This window comes from Azomonas macrocytogenes, assembly GCF_014191985.1.
Classification (GTDB): domain Bacteria; phylum Pseudomonadota; class Gammaproteobacteria; order Pseudomonadales; family Pseudomonadaceae; genus Azomonas; species Azomonas macrocytogenes.
Genome location: NZ_JACHXI010000004.1, coordinates 152,079 through 172,763 on the forward strand (window position 1 = coordinate 152,079; position 20,685 = coordinate 172,763).

Here is a 20,685-nt window from a genome sequence, read left to right on the forward strand (position 1 = left end):
TCTTTAGATTACAGGAAAATAGAGTCATGGCTCTTAGCAACGAAGATATCATCAGCGCCGTATCCGAAATGTCGGTCATGCAAATTGTTGACCTCATCAAGGCGATGGAAGAAAAGTTTGGCGTAACCGCAGCTTCTGCCGTCGCAGCAGCTCCTGCGGCAGCAGCAGCTGCCGCTGAAGAACAGACTGAATTTACGGTTGTCTTGGCTGAAACGGGCGACAAAAAAGTGAACGTCATTAAGGCGGTTCGTGAATTGACCGGCCTTGGTTTGAAAGAAGCCAAGGCAGTTGTCGATGGAGCTCCTGGTGTCGTCAAGGAAGGTGTTTCCAAAGAAGAAGCCGAAGCTGCCAAGAAATCTTTGGAAGAGGCTGGTGCCAAAGTCGAGCTTAAATAACATCGACTTTGTACCAATACAGCCAAAGCAGTCTGCAAATGGCTGGTGGCTGGTGGCTTTTGCCACCGGCCTTTTTCCGTTATGGCTCTCAGTCTGTTTTGAGTGCTTAACGAACCGCTCTGCGGTAGCAAAGAAAGTACAAATTGCGAGATTTCAGGCTGCTCCTGTCGAGGAGAAGCCAAACAAGCTGGTGACCAAGCTGGGGAACGCTGATGGCTTACTCATACACTGAGAAAAAACGTATCCGCAAGGACTTTAGCAAGTTGCCGCACGTAATGGATGTGCCGTATTTATTGGCCATCCAGTTGGATTCTTATCTTGAATTCCTGCAGGCAGGCGTTTCCAAAGAAAGATTGCGCGATGTTGGCTTGCACGCAGCCTTCAAATCCGTTTTTCCGATTATCAGCTATTCCGGCAATGCTGCGTTGGAGTATGTCGGCTACCGGCTTGGAGAGCCTGCGTTCGATGTGAAAGAATGCGTTTTACGCGGTGTGACTTTTGCCGTGCCTCTTAGAGTCAAGGTTCGACTTATCATTTTTGATAAAGAATCCTCGAACAAGGCAATCAAGGATATTAAAGAGCAGGAAGTGTACATGGGGGAAATTCCCCTCATGACTGAAAACGGTACTTTCATTATTAATGGTACCGAGCGGGTGATCGTTTCGCAGTTGCACCGCTCTCCAGGTGTCTTCTTCGACCACGACCGCGGCAAGACCCATAGCTCAGGAAAACTCTTGTATTCTGCTCGAGTCATTCCTTATCGCGGTTCCTGGCTGGATTTCGAGTTCGATCCTAAAGATGCGGTATTCGTACGTATCGACCGTCGCCGCAAGCTGCCTGCGACAGTCCTTCTGCGTGCGCTAGGTTACAGTACTGAGGAGGTTCTGGACTCCTTTTATGACACCAACGTTTTCCATGTGCGTGGAGAGATTCTGGCGCTGGAGCTGGTACCTCAGCGGTTGCGTGGGGAAATTGCATCCTTCGATATCAAGGACTCCAGCGGCAAGGTGATCGTAGAGCAGGGTCGTCGCATCACGGCTCGCCATATCAACCAACTTGATAAGTCTGGCATCCAAGAGTTGGAAATGCCGCTGGACTATGTTTTAGGTCGTACCACAGCCAAGGCTATTGTGGATCCGGCAACCGGGGAAATCATTGCCGAATGCAATACTGAGCTGACTGTCGACTTGATAGCCAAGGTGGTGAAATGCCAGGTAACCCGTTTCGAAACACTTTATACAAATGATATTGATTGCGGTCCTTTCATTTCGGACACGCTGAAGATCGATTCGACTGCCAATCAATTGGAAGCACTGGTCGAAATTTATCGCATGATGCGTCCTGGCGAGCCGCCGACCAAGGATGCGGCGGAAACATTGTTCAATAATCTGTTCTTCAGTGCCGAGCGCTACGATCTGTCGGCTGTTGGTCGGATGAAATTCAACCGCCGTATCGGTCGGGCCGAGATCGAAGGTCTTGGTGTGTTGAGCAAGGAAGATATCGTTGCTGTTCTCAAAACCCTGGTGGATATCCGTAACGGCAAGGGCATTGTCGATGATATCGATCACCTGGGTAACCGGCGTGTGCGCTGTGTTGGCGAAATGGCGGAAAATCAGTTTCGCGTGGGGCTTGTCCGTGTCGAGCGTGCCGTTAAAGAGCGTTTGTCCATGGCTGAAAGCGAAGGCTTGATGCCGCAGGACCTTATCAATGCAAAGCCTGTCGCTGCTGCAGTGAAAGAGTTCTTCGGTTCCAGTCAACTTTCGCAGTTCATGGACCAGAACAATCCGCTTTCGGAAATCACGCACAAGCGCCGTGTGTCAGCGCTTGGCCCGGGCGGGCTTACTCGTGAGCGTGCCGGCTTCGAAGTGCGTGACGTACACCCGACGCATTATGGTCGAGTTTGTCCGATCGAAACGCCTGAAGGTCCAAATATCGGTCTGATCAATTCCCTGGCTGCTTATGCGCGTACCAATCAGTATGGTTTCCTGGAAAGCCCGTACCGCGTAGTCAAGGAAGGCAAGGTCACTACGGAGATCGTCTACCTTTCAGCCATCGAAGAGGCCGAACATGTAATCGCGCAGGCATCGGCGACTCTGGATAGCGAAGGGCGCCTGATTGACGAACTGGTCAATGTCCGCCATCTCAACGAATTCACGGTGAAGGCTCCGGAAGACGTTACCTTGATGGACGTTTCTCCACGTCAGGTTGTGTCGGTTGCGGCATCGCTGATCCCCTTTCTCGAGCATGATGATGCTAACCGTGCGCTCATGGGATCCAACATGCAGCGCCAGGCAGTCCCGACCTTGCGTGCCGACAAGCCGTTAGTCGGTACCGGTATGGAGCGTAATGTCGCCCGCGATTCTGGTGTCTGTGTGGTTGCTCGTCGTGGCGGCGTGATTGATTCGGTCGACGCCAGTCGTATCGTGGTTCGTGTGAACAATGACGAAGTGGAAACCGGTGAGGCGGGTGTAGATATCTACAACCTCACCAAGTACACCCGTTCCAACCAGAACACCTGCATCAATCAGCGTCCGCTGGTTCGCAAGGGTGATCAGGTTGCGCGTGGCGATATCATGGCCGATGGCCCTTCGACCGATATGGGTGAGTTGGCGCTGGGCCAGAACATGCGCGTGGCATTCATGCCCTGGAACGGCTTCAACTTTGAAGACTCGATCTGCCTTTCCGAGCGCGTAGTGCAAGAGGATCGCTTCACCACAATCCATATTCAGGAACTGACTTGCGTCTCTCGTGATACCAAGCTCGGTCCGGAAGAAATCACGGCAGATATTCCAAACGTTGGTGAAGCTGCACTCAACAAATTGGACGAAGCGGGCATTGTTTATGTGGGTGCCGAAGTACAGGCTGGGGATATCCTGGTTGGTAAGGTGACGCCGAAAGGTGAAACCCAACTGACTCCTGAAGAAAAGCTGCTTCGCGCGATCTTCGGCGAAAAAGCCTCGGATGTGAAAGATACTTCCTTGCGTGTACCGACTGGTACCAAAGGCACCGTCATCGATGTTCAGGTTTTTACCAGGGACGGCGTCGAGCGCGATTCACGCGCGCTGGCTATCGAAAAAATGCAATTGGACGAAATCCGCAAGGACCTGAATGAAGAGTTCCGGATCGTCGAAGGTGCTACTTTCGAGCGCCTGCGCTCAGCGCTTGTGACTGCAGTGGCAGAAGGTGGAGCCAACCTAAAGAAAGGAACGGTCATCACCGATGAAATCCTTGATGATATTGAGCATGGCCAGTGGTTCAAGCTCCGCATGGCTGACGATGCGCTCAACGAGCAATTGGAAAAAGCCCAAGCGTATCTATCTGATCGTCGCCACCTGTTGGATGACAAGTTCGAGGACAAGAAGCGCAAACTGCAGCAAGGCGATGATCTGGCTCCTGGCGTGCTTAAAATCGTCAAGGTTTATTTGGCGATCAAGCGTCGAATCCAGCCAGGGGATAAGATGGCCGGCCGCCACGGAAACAAGGGGGTGGTTTCCGTAATCATGCCGGTAGAGGACATGCCTCACGACGAAAATGGCGTACCGGTGGATATTGTATTGAATCCACTGGGTGTGCCATCACGCATGAACGTGGGGCAAATTCTTGAAACTCACCTTGGTCTGGCTGCCAAGGGGCTTGGCGAAAAGATCAATCGCATGCTTGAGGAGCAGCGGAAGATTGCGGAGTTACGCCAATTCCTGCACGAAATCTACAACGAAGTCGGCGGGCGCCAGGAAAGCTTGGATGACTTGAGCGACAAGGAAATCCTTGATTTGTCGAATAACCTGAAAGGTGGTGTGCCCATCGCAACTCAGGTCTTCGATGGTGCCAAGGAAAGTGAAATCAAGGCCATGCTCAAGCTTGCCGATCTGCCGGAAAGTGGTCAGATGCGCCTGTATGATGGTCGGACAGGCAACGCCTTCGAACGTCGGACCACGGTTGGTTACATGTACATGCTCAAGTTGAACCATTTGGTCGACGACAAGATGCACGCACGTTCTACCGGTTCCTACAGTTTGGTTACCCAACAGCCGCTAGGCGGTAAGGCCCAGTTCGGTGGTCAGCGTTTCGGAGAGATGGAGGTATGGGCACTAGAAGCTTACGGCGCTGCCTATACCCTGCAGGAAATGCTGACGGTCAAGTCTGACGACGTGAACGGCCGTACCAAGATGTACAAGAACATTGTGGATGGAGATCACCGGATGGAAGCCGGAATGCCGGAATCCTTCAACGTATTGATCAAAGAAATCCGTTCGCTCGGCATCGATATCGAACTGGAAACCGAATAACGCGCACCAGAATGCGATGCCTGCATGGCAGGTATCGCCGGTCCGTGAGGAGAACAGGCTTTGAAAGACTTGCTTAATCTTCTGAAAAACCAGGGTCAACTCGAAGAGTTCGATGCTATTCGTATCGGTCTGGCTTCGCCTGAGATGATTCGTTCCTGGTCCTATGGCGAAGTAAAAAAGCCGGAAACCATTAACTATCGCACCTTCAAACCGGAGCGCGATGGCTTGTTCTGTGCCAAGATCTTTGGCCCAGTGAAGGATTACGAATGCCTGTGCGGCAAGTATAAACGCCTCAAGCACCGTGGTGTGATTTGTGAAAAGTGTGGCGTCGAGGTGGCACTGGCCAAGGTGCGCCGCGAGCGCATGGCGCATATCGAACTGGCATCGCCAGTCGCCCATATCTGGTTCTTGAAGTCGCTGCCATCGCGTATCGGCCTGCTGCTGGATATGACTTTGCGCGATATTGAGCGAGTGCTCTACTTCGAAAGCTACGTGGTGATCGATCCAGGCATGACCAGCCTGGAAAAAGGCCAGTTGCTTAACGACGAGCAATATTTTGAAGCGCTGGAAGAATTTGGTGATGACTTCGACGCTCGCATGGGCGCTGAAGCAGTACGCGAATTACTCAACCAGATCGACCTCGAACATGAAATTGGTCGTTTGCGCGAAGAAATCCCGCAAACCAATTCCGAAACGAAGATCAAAAAGCTTTCGAAACGTCTGAAGTTGATGGAAGCTTTCTATGGCTCCGGTAATAAGCCGGAGTGGATGGTCTTGACCGTTCTGCCCGTACTACCACCAGATCTGCGTCCGCTGGTGCCGCTTGATGGTGGTCGTTTCGCAACGTCGGATCTCAACGACCTGTACCGCCGTGTCATCAACCGTAACAACCGTTTGAAGCGCCTACTGGATCTGGCTGCGCCCGACATCATTGTGCGCAACGAGAAACGTATGTTGCAGGAGGCTGTTGACGCACTACTGGACAATGGTCGCCGTGGCCGAGCCATCACCGGTTCGAACAAGCGTCCGCTGAAGTCTCTGGCTGACATGATCAAGGGTAAGCAGGGACGCTTCCGCCAGAACCTACTGGGCAAGCGTGTGGACTACTCTGGCCGCTCGGTAATCACTGTGGGTCCGACCTTGCGCTTGCATCAGTGTGGTCTGCCGAAAAAAATGGCTTTGGAGCTATTCAAGCCTTTTATCTTCGGCAAATTGGAAGCCCGTGGTATGGCGACCACTATCAAAGCGGCCAAGAAGATGGTCGAGCGCGAATTACCCGAGGTATGGGATGTGCTCGCCGAAGTGATCCGCGAGCATCCGGTACTGCTCAACCGCGCGCCTACGCTGCACCGGCTAGGTATCCAGGCCTTCGAGCCGGTGCTTATTGAAGGCAAGGCGATCCAACTGCACCCATTGGTCTGTGCTGCCTATAACGCTGACTTCGACGGCGACCAGATGGCTGTTCATGTACCGCTGACACTGGAAGCCCAGCTGGAAGCGCGTGCACTGATGATGTCTACCAACAATATCCTCTCGCCGGCTAACGGCGAGCCGATCATCGTTCCTTCGCAGGACGTGGTGCTTGGCCTCTATTACATGACCCGCGAGGCAGTGAACGCCAAGGGTGAGGGGCGCGCATTCGCTGATCTTCAGGAGGTTGACCGAGTCTTCCGTGCGGGCGACGCTTCGCTGCATGCTCGAGTCAAGGTACGTATCAATGAGGTCGTCAAACAGAAAGATGGCTCTTTGATTCGCAATACTCGTATCGTAGACACTACTGTTGGCCGCGCGCTGTTGTTCCAGATCGTTCCAGATGGCCTGCCTTTCGAAGTGGTCAACCAGTCGATGAAGAAAAAGGCGATCTCCAGATTGATCAACCACTGCTACCGCATGGTGGGCCTGAAGGATACCGTTATCTTCGCTGATCAGTTGATGTATACCGGCTTCGCCTTTTCCACCATGTCTGGCGTCTCCATCGGTGTGAACGATTTTGTCATCCCGCAAGAGAAGGCGCGCATCATCGAGGCGGCTACCGAAGAAGTGAAGGAAATCGAGAGCCAGTACGCTTCCGGTTTGGTCACTCAGGGTGAGAAGTACAATAAGGTGATCGACCTCTGGTCGAAAGCCAACGATGAAGTCTCCAAGGCGATGATGGCTAACCTCTCCAAGGAAAAGGTTATCGATCGCGAAGGTAAGGAAGTCGATCAGGAATCCTTCAACTCCATGTACATGATGGCCGATTCGGGTGCACGGGGTTCCGCTGCCCAGATTCGCCAATTGGCCGGTATGCGTGGTCTGATGGCCAAGCCAGACGGCTCGATTATCGAAACACCGATTACCGCGAACTTCCGTGAAGGTCTGAACGTTCTACAGTACTTCATCTCGACCCACGGAGCGCGCAAGGGACTGGCAGATACGGCGCTGAAGACCGCCAACTCGGGTTATCTGACCCGTCGTCTGGTAGATGTGGCGCAGGATCTGGTAGTAACCGAGGTCGATTGTGGAACGGATCATGGATTGATCATGACACCGCATATTGAAGGCGGGGATGTAGTTGAGCCACTGGGTGAACGTGTTCTAGGGCGTGTCATCGCTCGTGACGTAATCAAGCCTGGTAGCGACGACGTTCTGGTTCCTGCTGGAACCTTGATTGATGAACAGTGGGTTGAGTTCATTGAGCTGAACACTATCGATGAAGTCGTCGTGCGATCGCCGATCAGCTGCGAAACTCGTTATGGCATCTGTTCCAAATGCTACGGACGTGACCTCGCTCGGGGGCACTTGGTGAATATCGGTGAAGCCGTCGGCGTTATCGCCGCCCAATCCATTGGCGAGCCAGGTACCCAGCTCACCATGCGTACTTTCCACATCGGTGGTGCGGCTAGCCGAACTTCGGCAGTGGATAATGTTCTGGTCAAAAATGGCGGTACGATTCGCCTGCATAACCTGAAGTACGTCGAGCGGGTCGATGGTGTCCTGGTAGCGGTTTCCCGTTCTGGTGAACTGGCGGTTGCGGATGATTTCGGTCGAGAGCGCGAGCGTTACAAGCTGCCGTACGGTGCAGTGATTTCGATCAAGGAAGGCGACAAGGTTGATGCTGGTACCGTCGTCGCTAAATGGGATCCGCACACTCACCCGATCGTTACGGAAATGAAAGGACAGGTAACCTTCGTTGGTATGGAAGAAGGCATCACGATCAAGCGCCAGACCGACGAACTGACGGGTTTGACCAATATTGAAGTAATGGATGCGAAAGATCGTCCGGCCGCCGGTAAGGATATTCGACCGGCCGTGAAGTTGGTTGATGCTAATGGCAAAGAATTGCTATTGCCGGGAACGGATGTTCCAGCCCAGTACTTTCTGCCGGCAAACGCTTTGGTCGGTGTTGCGGATGGCGCGGAAGTCGGGGTGGGCGACATCATCGCTCGTATCCCGCAGGAAACTTCCAAAACTCGCGACATTACCGGTGGTCTTCCCCGTGTGGCAGACCTCTTTGAGGCACGTCGGCCGAAGGAGCCTTCGATTCTTGCTGAAATCAGTGGGACCATCTCCTTTGGCAAGGAAACCAAAGGTAAGCGTCGCTTGGTCATAACACCAACCGATGGCAGTGATCCTTACGAAGAGCTGATTCCGAAATGGCGTCATTTGAACGTTTTCGAGGGCGAGCAAGTAGGGCGTGGGGAGGTTATTTCCGATGGACCTAGCAACCCTCACGATATCCTGCGGCTACTTGGCGTCAGCGCTCTGGCCAAATACATCGTCAATGAAATTCAGGACGTGTATCGCTTGCAGGGGGTGAAGATCAATGACAAGCATATCGAGACCATTCTGCGTCAGATGCTGCGTAAGGTCGAAGTAAGCGAATCTGGTGATTCTTCTTTCATCAAGGGTGATCAGGTCGAGTTGACCCAGGTGCTTGAAGAAAATGAACTGCTGGGGAGCGCGGATAAATTTTTGGCCAAGTTCGAACGGGTGCTTTTGGGTATTACCAAGGCATCGCTGTCGACCGAGTCCTTTATTTCTGCAGCCTCTTTCCAGGAAACCACACGTGTTCTTACAGAAGCAGCGGTTACTGGCAAGCGCGATTATCTGCGAGGGCTAAAGGAAAACGTAGTGGTCGGCCGTCTGATTCCTGCGGGTACAGGGCTTGCTTACCACAGCGAGCGCAAGCGCAAACGTGACACCGACAAGCCGGTGCGCGTGAGCGCCGATGAAGTGGAAGCTGCACTGACCGAAGCGCTGAATTCCGGTAATAGCTGAGTTTGGACGGCCCTTGCTTTGTCGGAGGGCCGTCTTGACGGTGCATAGGGAGCTCTTTAGACTCTCCTACCCTTAATTTGGCGGGGCATATTCGCTCTGCCATTTTTCGTTTGTGTCGTATGACAACAGTGGAGCAAGTAGATGGCAACGATTAACCAGCTGGTGCGCAAAGCACGCAAGCGTCTCGTCGACAAGAGCGACGTGCCTGCGCTGCAGAGCTGCCCGCAGCGTCGTGGCGTATGTACCCGCGTATATACCACGACCCCCAAGAAGCCGAACTCGGCATTGCGGAAAGTATGTCGGGTGCGCCTGACCAATGGCTTCGAAGTTACTTCGTATATCGGCGGTGAAGGCCACAACCTTCAAGAGCACAGTGTTGTACTGATTCGTGGTGGTCGGGTAAAGGATTTGCCAGGTGTTCGTTATCACACCGTGCGTGGTTCGCTGGATACTTCCGGCGTTAAAGACCGCAAGCAAGGTCGTTCGAAATACGGCGCCAAACGTCCGAAATAATTGCAATTTCATACTAATCTGAGTCGATAAGAGTAAGGTCGGGCGTGATCGTATCGCTTTCACCGTCCCGAGCTAGCCTGAAGACCGTTTGAGGGCTTATCAATGCCAAGACGTCGTGTAGCTGCCAAGCGTGAGATCCTTGACGATCCTAAATATGGTAGCCAGATCCTCGCCAAGTTCATGAACCACGTGATGGAAAGCGGCAAGAAATCCGTTGCAGAGCGCATCGTTTACGGTGCTCTGGATACAGTCAAGTCGCGCAAGAACAGTGACCCCCTGGAAATCTTCGAAAAAGCACTCGACGCCATCGCTCCGCTGGTCGAAGTAAAATCCCGCCGCGTAGGTGGGGCTACCTATCAGGTTCCGGTCGAAGTTCGTCCTTCACGTCGTAATGCACTGGCCATGCGCTGGTTGGTGGAGTCGGCACGCAAGCGTGGTGAGAAATCCATGGCCTTGCGTCTGGCTGGTGAGTTGCTTGATGCAAATGATGGCAAGGGCGCTGCTGTCAAAAAGCGTGAAGATGTCCATCGGATGGCTGAAGCCAACAAGGCTTTCTCGCACTACCGTTTTTGATATCGGCGTTGCCAACCTAGCGAGGACTTTATCGTGGCTCGTACAACCGCTATTAACCGCTACCGCAACATTGGTATCTGTGCTCATGTGGACGCAGGTAAAACCACTACGACAGAGCGGATTCTGTTTTATACCGGCGTGAACCATAAGATGGGTGAGGTTCACGATGGTGCTGCCACCATGGACTGGATGGTTCAGGAGCAGGAGCGTGGCATCACAATCACTTCCGCTGCTACTACTGCCTTCTGGCAGGGCTCTACCAAGCAATACGATAACCACCGTGTAAACATCATTGATACCCCCGGTCACGTAGACTTCACTATTGAAGTTGAGCGCTCCTTGCGTGTGCTGGATGGTGCGGTAGTGGTGTTCTGTGGCACCTCTGGTGTTGAACCGCAGTCTGAGACCGTATGGCGTCAGGCAAACAAATACGGTGTTCCCCGTATCGTCTATGTCAACAAGATGGACCGTGCCGGGGCCAACTTTCTGCGTGTGATCGAGCAGATCAAGAAGCGTCTGGGGCATACACCGGTTCCTGTTCAACTGGCTATCGGCGCTGAAGAAAATTTCCTCGGCCAGATTGATCTGATCAAGATGAAGGCCATCTATTGGAACGACGATGATCAGGGCCTGAGCTACCGCGAAGAGGATATCCCCGCAGAGTTGCAGGATCTGGCTGAAGAGTGGCAGTCGAACATGATCGAAGCTGCTGCCGAAGCTAACGAAGAGCTGATGAACAAATACCTCGAGGACGGTGTTCTTTCCGTAGAAGAGATCAAGACCGGTTTGCGCATACGCACCCTGGCCAACGAAATCGTTCCGGCTGTTTGTGGTTCTTCTTTCAAGAACAAGGGCGTTCCTCTGGTTCTCGATGCTGTGATCGATTTCCTGCCTGCGCCTGACGAAGTTCCTGCGATCAAGGGTGTCAACCCGGATCATGAGGAAATTGAAGATGAGCGTCATGCCAGCGATGACGAGCCTTTTTCAGCTCTGGCCTTCAAAATCGCGACCGACCCCTTCGTCGGCACACTGACTTTCGCTCGAGTGTATTCGGGTGTTCTTTCTTCTGGTGACTCGGTTATCAACTCAGTCAAAAGCAAGAAAGAGCGTGTTGGTCGTATGGTGCAAATGCATGCCAATACTCGCGAAGAGATCAAGGAAGTTCGCGCTGGCGATATCGCTGCGTTGATCGGCATGAAAGACGTCACTACTGGCGACACGCTTTGCTCGATCGAAAAACCGATCATTCTTGAGCGTATGGACTTCCCTGAGCCGGTAATCCATGTGGCGGTTGAGCCCAAGACCAAGGCAGACCAGGAAAAAATGGGTATCGCTCTGGGCAAGCTCGCCCAGGAAGACCCGTCGTTCCGAGTCAAGACAGATGAAGAGTCTGGTCAGACCATTATTGGTGGCATGGGTGAGCTGCACCTGGATATCATCGTCGACCGTATGAAGCGCGAGTTTGGCGTCGAAGCCAATATCGGTAAGCCACAAGTGGCATATCGTGAAACTATTCGCAATAAGTGCGAGATCGAAGGCAAATTCGTACGGCAGTCCGGTGGTCGTGGTCAGTTCGGTCATTGCTGGATTCGCTTCGAGCCTGCTGATGAAGGCCAGGAAGGTCTGCAGTTCACCAGTGAGGTTGTCGGGGGGGTGATTCCAAAGGAATACATCCCAGCGATTCAGAAAGGTATCGAAGAGCAGATGAAGAACGGTGTCGTTGCCGGTTATCCGCTGCTGGGTCTGAAAGCTGCCGTTTTTGACGGCTCTTATCATGATGTCGACTCCAATGAAATGGCCTTCAAAATCGCAGCATCCATGGCAACCAAGCAACTGTCGCAAAAGGGTGGGGCTGTTCTGCTCGAGCCCATCATGAAGGTCGAGGTCGTAACACCTGAAGACTACATGGGTGACGTGATGGGTGACCTGAATCGTCGTCGTGGTCTGATTCAGGGTATGGAAGACTCGATCTCCGGCAAGATCGTCCGTGCCGAAGTTCCGTTGGGCGAGATGTTTGGCTACGCTACCGATGTTCGCTCCATGTCCCAGGGGCGGGCGAGCTATTCTATGGAGTTCGCCAAATACGCCGAGGCGCCGGCCAACATCGCCGAAGCCATCATCAAAAAACAAGGTTGATTCAGCCCTTTAAAGTAATAAGAGGTTACTCTCGTGGCTAAGGAAAAATTCGAACGCAACAAACCGCACGTCAACGTTGGCACCATTGGTCACGTAGACCATGGCAAGACCACGCTGACCGCTGCTCTGACCAAGGTCTGCGCCGAGACCTGGGGTGGTTCAGCTCGTAACTTCGATCAGATCGATAACGCGCCGGAAGAAAAAGCGCGTGGTATTACCATCAATACCTCGCACGTGGAGTACGACTCGCCTAGTCGCCACTACGCCCACGTCGACTGCCCTGGTCACGCCGACTACGTCAAGAACATGATCACCGGTGCCGCCCAGATGGACGGTGCGATCCTGGTCTGCTCGGCTGCCGACGGCCCGATGCCGCAAACGCGCGAGCACATCCTGCTGTCCCGCCAGGTTGGTGTTCCCTATATCGTCGTGTTCCTGAACAAGGCCGACATGGTCGATGACGCCGAACTGCTTGAGCTGGTCGAAATGGAAGTTCGCGACCTGCTCTCCACCTATGATTTTCCGGGCGACGATACCCCGATCATCATCGGCTCCGCCCTGATGGCGCTGGAAGGCAAAGACGATAACGAGATCGGTGTCACTGCCGTGCGCAAGCTGGTGGAAACTCTGGACTCCTACATTCCCGAGCCGGTTCGGGCCATCGATCAACCGTTCCTGATGCCGATCGAAGACGTATTCTCCATTTCCGGTCGCGGTACGGTGGTCACTGGTCGCGTCGAGCGCGGTATCGTCAAGGTTGGTGAGGAAGTCGAGATCGTTGGTATTCGTGCCACCACCAAGACTACGTGTACTGGTGTGGAGATGTTCCGCAAGCTGCTGGACGAAGGCCGTGCTGGCGAGAACATCGGTGCGCTGCTGCGTGGTACCAAGCGTGAAGACGTCGAGCGTGGTCAGGTACTGGCCAAGCCGGGCACCATCAAGCCGCACACCAAATTCGAAGCGGAAGTCTATGTTCTGAGCAAGGAAGAAGGTGGCCGTCATACGCCTTTCTTCAAGGGTTACCGTCCGCAGTTCTACTTCCGTACTACTGACGTGACCGGCAACGTCGAGCTACCGGAAGGTGTCGAGATGGTCATGCCGGGAGACAACATCAAGATGGTCGTGACTCTGATCGCCCCCATTGCGATGGAAGATGGTTTGCGCTTTGCGATTCGCGAAGGCGGTCGGACTGTCGGAGCTGGCGTCGTCGCCAAAGTCATCGAGTAATCGTTGATTGCTCTGGAAAAGGCTCCTACGGGAGCCTTTTCCTTTTCTGGTGCTCCGTTGACAGACTCATGTCTTATCCGTAAAATCGCGCCTCCTTTTATTGGGCGTAATCCGTCCAGTAGGGTGGTAATTAGGAGTCTGAGGTCAAAATGCAAAATCAACAAATCCGTATTCGGTTGAAGGCTTTTGATCATCGCCTGATCGATCAATCAACCCAGGAAATCGTGGATACCGCGAAGCGTACTGGAGCTCAGGTGCGTGGTCCGATTCCTCTGCCTACCCGCAAAGAACGGTACACAGTGCTGATTTCCCCGCATGTCAACAAGGATGCGCGTGATCAGTATGAAATTCGTACCCATAAGCGTGTGCTGGATATTGTTCAGCCGACTGACAAGACAGTCGATGCGCTGATGAAGCTTGATCTTGCGGCTGGCGTGGAAGTGCAAATCAGCCTCGGCTAAAACCAGGGGTTTTAGTCGTGTAACGCTCTGAAATGGGCGGCCATAGCGGGTGAAAGCCCCGTACACTCGAGAGGTTTCATATGTCTATAGGTGTTGTCGGTCGTAAATGCGGTATGACCCGCGTCTTTACTGAGGAAGGTATATCCATCCCGGTAACCGTGATTGAGGTCGAGCCGAATCGTGTCACTCAATTCAAAAGCGAAGAAAGCGACGGCTATCGCGCTGTTCAGCTTACAGTCGGCGAGCGCCGTGCTTCGCGTGTCAGCAAGCCTCAGGCCGGCCATTTTGCCAAGGCGAATGTCGCTGCAGGTCGTAGTGTCTGGGAGTTTCGCCTCGATGAAGGCGAGTTCCAGCCAGGTGATCAGCTGAATGTCGAGCTTTTCCAGACTGGTCAGTTGGTTGATGTAACTGGTCAGTCCAAAGGCAAGGGCTATGCCGGTACGATCAAGCGCTGGAATTTCCGTGGTCAGGATAATACCCATGGTAACTCCGTATCTCACCGTGTTCCTGGTTCCATCGGTCAGTGTCAGACTCCCGGCCGCGTTTTCAAGGGCAAGAAAATGTCCGGTCATTTAGGTGCTGAGCGTGTGACGGTACAGTCCCTGGAGATCGTGCGGGTCGACACTGAACGTAACCTGCTGCTAATCAAAGGCGCCGTTCCGGGATCTACTGGATGCGATGTAATCGTCCGGCCCGCAGTCAAGGCTCGCAGTTAAGGGGAAGTGCTGACATGCAATTGAATGTAAATGGTGCTTCGGCTATCGATGTTAGCGAACATACCTTTGGTGGCGAATTCAACGAGACACTCGTGCATCAGGCTGTTGTGGCTTACATGGCTGGTGGTCGTCAAGGTAGTAAGCAGCAAAAAAACCGGTCGGACGTTTCGGGTGGCGGTAAGCGTCCTTGGCGTCAAAAGGGAACTGGTCGTGCTCGTGCCGGTACTACGCGTGGTCCAATCTGGCGTGGCGGCGGTGTAACTTTTGCCGCTCGTCCGCAGAACCACGAACAGAAGCTCAACAAGAAAATGTATAGAGCTGCTTTGCGCTCCATTTTGGCTGAGTTGGTTCGCTCCGAGCGTCTGATCGTCGTTCCTGAATTTGCCGTTGATTCGCCAAAAACCAAGATACTGGTCGGTAAACTGATCGGTTTGGGTTTGAGCGATGTGCTGATCGTTTCCGATTCTGTTGACGAAAACCTATATCTGGCTGCCCGTAACTTGCCTCACGTCGATGTGCGCGATGTAAACGGCTCCGATCCGGTCAGCCTGATTGCTTACGACAAAGTGCTGATGACGGTTTCCGCCATCAAGAAGTTCGAGGAGATGCTGGGATGAACCAGGAGCGGATATTCAAGGTTTTGATGGGGCCGCACATTTCCGAGAAAGCAACTTTGCTCGCGGATTCGAAAAGCCAGTTCGTATTCAAGGTTGCTAGTGATGCAACCAAACTGGAAATCAAGAAAGCCGTTGAAACCCTGTTTAGTGTGAAAGTGGCTAATGTCACAACCCTTAACGTCAAGGGTAAAACCAAGCGCACTGTGCGTGGTATGGGTAAACGGAACGATTGGAAAAAGGCCTATGTTGCTCTGCAGCCGGGTCAGGATCTTGATTTCGGCAATAGTGCTGCTGAGTAAAGGAGGGCGTCATGGCTATTGTAAAATGCAAGCCGACTTCCGCAGGCCGCCGCTTCGTCGTGAAAGTGGTCAATGCTGAGTTGCACAAGGGCGCTCCCTACGCTCCGCTGCTCGAGAAGAAGTCTAAGTCCGGTGGTCGTAACAATAACGGCCGAATCACTACCCGTCACATTGGTGGTGGTCACAAACAGCATTATCGTGTGGTCGACTTTCGTCGCAACAAAGATGGTATCCCGGCTGTTGTCGAACGTATCGAATACGATCCTAACCGTACTGCACATATCGCTTTGCTGCGTTATGCAGATGGTGAGCGTCGTTACATCATTGCACCCAAGGGCGTGACAGCTGGTGATCAGCTGATTTCGGGGGTCAATGCACCGATTAAAGCTGGTAATACGCTGCCGCTGCGCAATATTCCCGTTGGTTCCACCATTCACGGCATCGAACTGAAGCCGGGTAAGGGAGCTCAGATTGCTCGCTCAGCGGGAGCTTCCGTACAGCTGGTCGCACGTGAAGGAAGTTATGTAACTTTGCGTCTACGTTCTGGCGAGATGCGTAAAGTGTTGGCTGAGTGTCGCGCTACCTTGGGGGAGGTTTCCAACTCCGAGCACAGTCTGCGCTCTCTGGGCAAGGCTGGTGCCAAGCGCTGGCGTGGCGTGCGCCCGACTGTTCGTGGTGTCGCGATGAACCCTGTCGATCACCCGCATGGTGGTGGTGAAGGTCGTACTTCCGGTGGTCGTCATCCAGTGTCGCCGTGGGGCTTCCCGACCAAGGGTGCTAAAACTCGCTCTAACAAGCGCACCGATAACATGATCGTCCGTCGTCGCAAGTAACTAGAGGGATACGACTGTGCCGCGTTCTCTGAAAAAAGGTCCTTTTATCGATCTTCACCTGTTGAAGAAGGTCGAAGCGGCGGTGGAAAAGAATGATCGCAAACCAGTGAAGACTTGGTCGCGTCGTTCTATGATTCTGCCGCAAATGGTCGGTTTGACCATTGCCGTACACAATGGCCGCCAGCATGTCCCCGTTCTCGTTAGCGAGGATATGGTCGGCCATAAACTTGGTGAGTTCGCTGCTACCCGCACTTATCGCGGCCATGTTGCGGACAAGAAAGGCAAGCGTTAAGGGGTAAGGAAATGGAAGTAGCCGCTAAGCTGTCGGGCGCTCGCATCTCCGCCCAGAAAGCTCGCCTGGTCGCTGACCAGATTCGTGGGAAGAATGTAGGGGATGCCCTCAATCTTCTAGCTTTCAGCAGCAAAAAAGCTGCAGAGATTGTGAAAAAATTGCTGGAGTCGGCTATCGCCAACGCCGAGCACAATGAAGGCGCTGATGTGGATGACCTCAAGGTATCTACAGTCTTCGTCAATGAAGGGCGCTCGCTCAAGCGCATCATGCCGCGAGCCAAAGGTCGCGCTGATCGCATCGTCAAGCGGTCTTGCCATATCACTGTCAAGGTTGCGGACAAGTAACGGAGTCGATCAGATGGGTCAGAAAGTACACCCCACTGGCATTCGCCTGGGAATCGTCAAGGAGCATACTTCTGTTTGGTATGCGGATGGCCGTAATTATGCGGACTATCTGCTGGCAGACTTGAACGTACGCGGATATCTCCATGACAAATTAAAAAATGCATCCGTGAGCCGTATCGACATCGCACGCCCCGCTCAAACTGCGCGTATCACTATTCATACTGCCCGTCCGGGAATCGTGATTGGCAAGAAAGGTGAAGATGTCGAGAAGCTTCGTCAGGATCTGACCAAGCAAATGGGTGTGCCAGTGCACATCAATATCGAGGAAATTCGTAAGCCGGAACTCGATGCCATGCTGGTTGCGCAAAGTGTTGCCCAGCAGCTGGAGCGTCGTGTGATGTTCCGTCGTGCAATGAAGCGCGCGGTCCAGAACGCTATGCGCATTGGTGCCAAAGGCATCAAGATCCAGGTAAGTGGTCGTCTCGGCGGAGCTGAAATTGCTCGCACGGAATGGTATCGCGAAGGGCGAGTGCCTCTGCATACGCTTCGCGCAGATATTGACTACAACACCTACGAAGCACACACCACTTATGGTGTGATTGGCGTAAAAGTTTGGATCTTCAAAGGCGAGGTCATCGGTGGCCAGCATGAAGAGCTCAAGCCTCAAGCGCCTGCGCCTCGTAAAAAAGCTGTCAAGTAAGGGGTACGCAACATGTTGCAGCCAAAGCGTACAAAATTCCGCAAGCAGATGACCGGTCATAACCGTGGGCTGGCTCATCGTGGTAGCAAAGTCAGTTTCGGCGAATTTGCATTGAAATCTGTTTCCCGTGGGCGTTTGACCGCTCGTCAGATCGAAGCAGCTCGTCGTGCCCTGACTCGCCATGTCAAGCGTGGCGGAAAAATCTGGATCCGAGTATTTCCTGACAAACCAGTTACCAAAAAGCCTCTAGAGGTTCGGATGGGTAAAGGTAAAGGGGGAGTCGAGTACTGGGTGGCTCAGATTCAGCCAGGGAAAGTGTTATACGAAATTGAGGGTGTTTCCGAAGAGCTGGCGCGTGAGGCGTTTGCCTTGGCCGCAGCGAAGCTGCCACTCGCCACCACTTTTGTTAAGCGGACGGTGATGTGATGAAAGTGAAAGATCTTCGTGAACAATCCGTCGAGCAGCTCAATGAGCAACTGCTTGGCCTGCTGCGTGATCAGTTCAATCTTCGTATGCAGAAAGCAACCGGTCAGCTGGCGCAGACGCATCTGCTCTCGCAAGTGAAGCGCGATATTGCTCGCGTCAAGACTGTGCTCAATCAGCAGGCAGGTAAGTAATCATGGCTGAAGCTCAGAAAACTGTCCGTACCCTGACTGGACGTGTAGTCAGCGATAAAATGGACAAGACCATAACCGTTCTGATTGAGCGTCGCGTCAAGCACCCGATTTACGGTAAATACGTGAAGCGTTCGACCAAGCTGCACGCCCACGACGAAAGCAACCAGTGCCGGATCGGCGACAAAGTCACTATTCGCGAGACTCGCCCGCTTGCCAAGACCAAGTCTTGGATGTTGGTCGATATCGTTGAACGTGCCGTCGAAGTCTAAGGGCTAAGGTCGGAGAAAGAATATGATCCAGACTCAATCCATGCTCGACGTAGCTGATAATAGTGGCGCTCGTCGTGTCATGTGCATCAAGGTGCTTGGTGGTTCCCATCGTCGCTATGCCGGCATTGGCGATATCATCAAGGTTACCGTCAAAGAAGCAATTCCGCGTGGCAAGGTCAAGAAAGGTCAGGTCATGACGGCTGTTGTCGTACGGACCAGGCACGGCGTGCGCCGCCCCGATGGTTCCATTATTCGTTTCGATGGTAATGCTGCTGTTCTGCTGAACAACAAGCAGGAGCCTATAGGCACTCGTATTTTTGGGCCCGTGACTCGTGAGCTGCGTTCCGAGCGATTTATGAAAATCGTTTCACTTGCCCCAGAAGTGCTGTAAGGAGAATCGTCATGCAAAAGATTCATCGTGATGACGAAATCATCGTCCTTGCCGGGAAGGATAAGGGCAAGCGTGGCAAGGTGCTCAAAGTCTTGGCTGACGATAAGGTTGTCGTAGGTGGTGTAAATATCATCAAGCGCCATACCAAGCCCAACCCGATGCTGGGGCTGCAGGGCGGAATCGTCGAAAGAGAAGCGCCACTGCACGTTTCCAACGTCGCCATTTTCAATGCAGAAACCAACAAGGCAGACCGTGTTGGTTTTAAATTCGAAGATGGCAAGAAAATTCGTGTCTTCAAGTCGACCCAAAAACCGGTTGATGCTTGAAACAGTTAGGTAAATGACCATGGCACGACTAAAAGCTGTTTATCGGGACCAGATCGCTTCCAAGCTGAAAGATGAATTGAAGCTTACGAATGTAATGGAAGTCCCGCGTATCACTAAGATCACCCTGAATATGGGATTGGGTGAAGCTATTGGTGACAAGAAAATCATTGAGCATGCGCTTGGTGATCTTGAAAAAATTGCAGGCCAGAAGCCAATCGTTACGTATGCTCGCAAGTCGATTGCTGGCTTTAAAGTGCGTGAAGGTTGGCCAATCGGCGTCAAGGTAACTCTGCGCCAGGATCGGATGTACGAATTTCTGGATCGCCTGCTTTCGATCTCTCTACCGCGCGTACGTGACTTTCGCGGCTTAAATGCCAAGTCATTCGATGGTCGGGGAAATTACAGCATGGGCGTCAAAGAGCAGATCATTTTTCCGGAAATCGATTACGATAAAATCGACGCTCTGCGTGGCCTCGACATTACCTTGACTACAACTGCTCGGACGGACGAAGAGGGTCGTGCTTTGCTGCGCGCTTTCAGATTCCCGTTCCGCAACTGATTGGATTAGGGATATGGCAAAACAAAGCATGAAGAACCGTGAGCTCAAGCGCCAGCGTACGGTTGTAAAATATGCTCAAAAGCGCGCTGCGTTGAAAGCAACTATTGCTAATCCAAGTTCTTCCCCGGAAGACCGTTGGTCTGCTCAAGTTGCCTTGCAGAAGCAGCCTCGTGATGCAAGCTCATCACGTCTGCGTAATCGCTGCCGTCTTACGGGACGTCCGCATGGCGTCTATCGTAAGTTTGGTCTGGCTCGTAATATGCTTCGCCAGGCCGCTATGCGTGGTGATGTACCGGGCTTGGTCAAGGCTAGCTGGTAATATAGATCGCAGTGCATCCAATAACGAATCAAGCCCCATCGGGGCTTGATTCGTTTGTATGTGCGATCTAGAATGCTCGGCTCTCCTGAGTGGGTGTTTGAATTTTCCCTGCTCGGGGGACGGGTTACAAGATTTTATAATTTAGGAGCAATAAGCCCATGAGTATGCAGGACCCGTTAGCGGACATGCTAACTCGTATCCGTAATGCCCAGATGGCTGAGAAGGCTGTAGTTAGCATGCCGTCTTCCAAGCTGAAGGTGGCAGTTGCCGATGTTCTCAAAGACGAAGGCTACATCTCCGGATATCAGATCAGTAGCGATGTTAAGCCGCTACTATCTATTGAGTTGAAATATTTCGAAGGCCGTCCAGTTATCGAAGAGCTCAAGCGAGCCAGTCGTCCCGGCCTACGCCAGTACAAATCAGTCGACCAGCTACCGAAGGTTCGTGGTGGTCTGGGAGTTTCGATCGTTTCCACCAATAAAGGTGTGATGACTGATCGTGCTGCCCGCGCCGCAGGCGTTGGTGGTGAAGTGCTGTGTACTGTCTTCTAAG

At 52.9% G+C, this 20,685-nt stretch carries 23 protein-coding genes; all 23 read left to right on the forward strand.

Translation table 11 applies throughout. The annotated features are described in order from the left end of the window. Window positions 1–26: 26 nt before the first annotated feature. The 23 genes from rplL (at window position 27) to rpsH (ending at window position 20,684) form a co-directional block, all read left to right on the forward strand. Entirely contained in the window at window positions 27–395 is a 369-nt protein-coding gene (gene rplL, locus FHR87_RS05980; RefSeq protein ID WP_183165805.1) for a 50S ribosomal protein L7/L12, read from the forward strand. Window positions 396–607: 212 nt separating this feature from the next. Continuing rightward, window positions 608–4,681, forward strand: a complete 4,074-nt coding sequence (gene rpoB / locus FHR87_RS05985) for a DNA-directed RNA polymerase subunit beta (protein ID WP_183165806.1) — start codon at window positions 608–610, stop codon at window positions 4,679–4,681. Window positions 4,682–4,741: 60 nt separating this feature from the next. Continuing rightward, a complete protein-coding gene (gene rpoC / locus FHR87_RS05990; protein ID WP_183165807.1) occupies window positions 4,742–8,941 on the forward strand; it encodes a DNA-directed RNA polymerase subunit beta' in 4,200 nt (1,399 codons plus the stop codon). Window positions 8,942–9,082: 141 nt separating this feature from the next. Next, window positions 9,083–9,454, forward strand: a complete 372-nt coding sequence (gene rpsL, locus FHR87_RS05995) for a 30S ribosomal protein S12 (RefSeq protein ID WP_183165808.1) — start codon at window positions 9,083–9,085, stop codon at window positions 9,452–9,454. 102 nt (window positions 9,455–9,556) lie between these two features. Continuing rightward, complete coding sequence (rpsG, locus tag FHR87_RS06000) at window positions 9,557–10,027, forward strand: 30S ribosomal protein S7 (RefSeq protein WP_183165809.1); 471 nt, start codon at window positions 9,557–9,559, stop codon at window positions 10,025–10,027. A 33-nt stretch (window positions 10,028–10,060) separates the two neighbouring features. Next, entirely contained in the window at window positions 10,061–12,163 is a 2,103-nt protein-coding gene (fusA, locus tag FHR87_RS06005; RefSeq protein ID WP_183165810.1) for an elongation factor G, read from the forward strand. A gap of 33 nt (window positions 12,164–12,196) precedes the next feature. After that, window positions 12,197–13,390, forward strand: a complete 1,194-nt coding sequence (tuf, locus tag FHR87_RS06010; RefSeq protein ID WP_183165799.1) for an elongation factor Tu — start codon at window positions 12,197–12,199, stop codon at window positions 13,388–13,390. Window positions 13,391–13,539: 149 nt separating this feature from the next. Next, window positions 13,540–13,851: a 30S ribosomal protein S10 gene (rpsJ, locus tag FHR87_RS06015; RefSeq protein ID WP_144573052.1), complete on the forward strand. Its 312-nt coding sequence runs from the start codon at window positions 13,540–13,542 to the stop codon at window positions 13,849–13,851. 80 nt (window positions 13,852–13,931) lie between these two features. Next, window positions 13,932–14,567, forward strand: coding sequence for a 50S ribosomal protein L3 (rplC, locus tag FHR87_RS06020; protein ID WP_183165811.1), 636 nt, complete (start codon window positions 13,932–13,934; stop codon window positions 14,565–14,567). A gap of 14 nt (window positions 14,568–14,581) precedes the next feature. After that, on the forward strand, window positions 14,582–15,184 hold the full coding sequence (gene rplD, locus FHR87_RS06025) for a 50S ribosomal protein L4 (RefSeq protein ID WP_183165812.1): 603 nt from the start codon (window positions 14,582–14,584) through the stop codon (window positions 15,182–15,184). After that, window positions 15,181–15,483 (forward strand): 50S ribosomal protein L23, encoded by a 303-nt coding sequence (rplW, locus tag FHR87_RS06030; protein WP_183165813.1) that lies wholly within the window; start codon window positions 15,181–15,183, stop codon window positions 15,481–15,483. Before rplD ends, rplW begins: the two co-directional genes overlap by 4 nt. An 11-nt stretch (window positions 15,484–15,494) precedes the next feature. Continuing rightward, the gene (gene rplB, locus FHR87_RS06035; RefSeq protein WP_183165814.1) at window positions 15,495–16,316 is read left to right on the forward strand and encodes a 50S ribosomal protein L2; all 822 of its coding nucleotides are present in this window, start codon (window positions 15,495–15,497) and stop codon (window positions 16,314–16,316) included. Window positions 16,317–16,332: 16 nt separating this feature from the next. Then, window positions 16,333–16,608, forward strand: coding sequence for a 30S ribosomal protein S19 (gene rpsS / locus FHR87_RS06040; RefSeq protein ID WP_003293029.1), 276 nt, complete (start codon window positions 16,333–16,335; stop codon window positions 16,606–16,608). Between the two features lie 11 nt (window positions 16,609–16,619). Then, window positions 16,620–16,952, forward strand: a complete 333-nt coding sequence (gene rplV, locus FHR87_RS06045) for a 50S ribosomal protein L22 (protein WP_183165815.1) — start codon at window positions 16,620–16,622, stop codon at window positions 16,950–16,952. A 13-nt stretch (window positions 16,953–16,965) separates the two neighbouring features. After that, complete coding sequence (rpsC, locus tag FHR87_RS06050) at window positions 16,966–17,652, forward strand: 30S ribosomal protein S3 (RefSeq protein ID WP_183165816.1); 687 nt, start codon at window positions 16,966–16,968, stop codon at window positions 17,650–17,652. Between the two features lie 12 nt (window positions 17,653–17,664). Beyond that, window positions 17,665–18,078: a 50S ribosomal protein L16 gene (gene rplP / locus FHR87_RS06055; RefSeq protein WP_183165817.1), complete on the forward strand. Its 414-nt coding sequence runs from the start codon at window positions 17,665–17,667 to the stop codon at window positions 18,076–18,078. Continuing rightward, the gene (rpmC, locus tag FHR87_RS06060) at window positions 18,078–18,269 is read left to right on the forward strand and encodes a 50S ribosomal protein L29 (protein ID WP_183165818.1); all 192 of its coding nucleotides are present in this window, start codon (window positions 18,078–18,080) and stop codon (window positions 18,267–18,269) included. The genes rplP and rpmC overlap by 1 nt, the downstream gene beginning before the upstream one ends. Window positions 18,270–18,271: 2 nt before the next feature. Beyond that, a complete protein-coding gene (rpsQ, locus tag FHR87_RS06065) occupies window positions 18,272–18,538 on the forward strand; it encodes a 30S ribosomal protein S17 (RefSeq protein ID WP_183165819.1) in 267 nt (88 codons plus the stop codon). A 22-nt stretch (window positions 18,539–18,560) separates the two neighbouring features. Next, complete coding sequence (gene rplN / locus FHR87_RS06070; protein ID WP_120997520.1) at window positions 18,561–18,929, forward strand: 50S ribosomal protein L14; 369 nt, start codon at window positions 18,561–18,563, stop codon at window positions 18,927–18,929. Window positions 18,930–18,940: 11 nt separating this feature from the next. Beyond that, on the forward strand, window positions 18,941–19,255 hold the full coding sequence (rplX, locus tag FHR87_RS06075) for a 50S ribosomal protein L24 (RefSeq protein WP_183165820.1): 315 nt from the start codon (window positions 18,941–18,943) through the stop codon (window positions 19,253–19,255). A 19-nt stretch (window positions 19,256–19,274) separates the two neighbouring features. Then, on the forward strand, window positions 19,275–19,814 hold the full coding sequence (gene rplE / locus FHR87_RS06080; RefSeq protein WP_183165821.1) for a 50S ribosomal protein L5: 540 nt from the start codon (window positions 19,275–19,277) through the stop codon (window positions 19,812–19,814). A gap of 13 nt (window positions 19,815–19,827) precedes the next feature. Next, on the forward strand, window positions 19,828–20,133 hold the full coding sequence (gene rpsN / locus FHR87_RS06085) for a 30S ribosomal protein S14 (protein ID WP_183165822.1): 306 nt from the start codon (window positions 19,828–19,830) through the stop codon (window positions 20,131–20,133). 158 nt (window positions 20,134–20,291) lie between these two features. Next, window positions 20,292–20,684, forward strand: coding sequence for a 30S ribosomal protein S8 (rpsH, locus tag FHR87_RS06090; RefSeq protein ID WP_183165823.1), 393 nt, complete (start codon window positions 20,292–20,294; stop codon window positions 20,682–20,684). Window position 20,685: the final 1 nt, after the last annotated feature.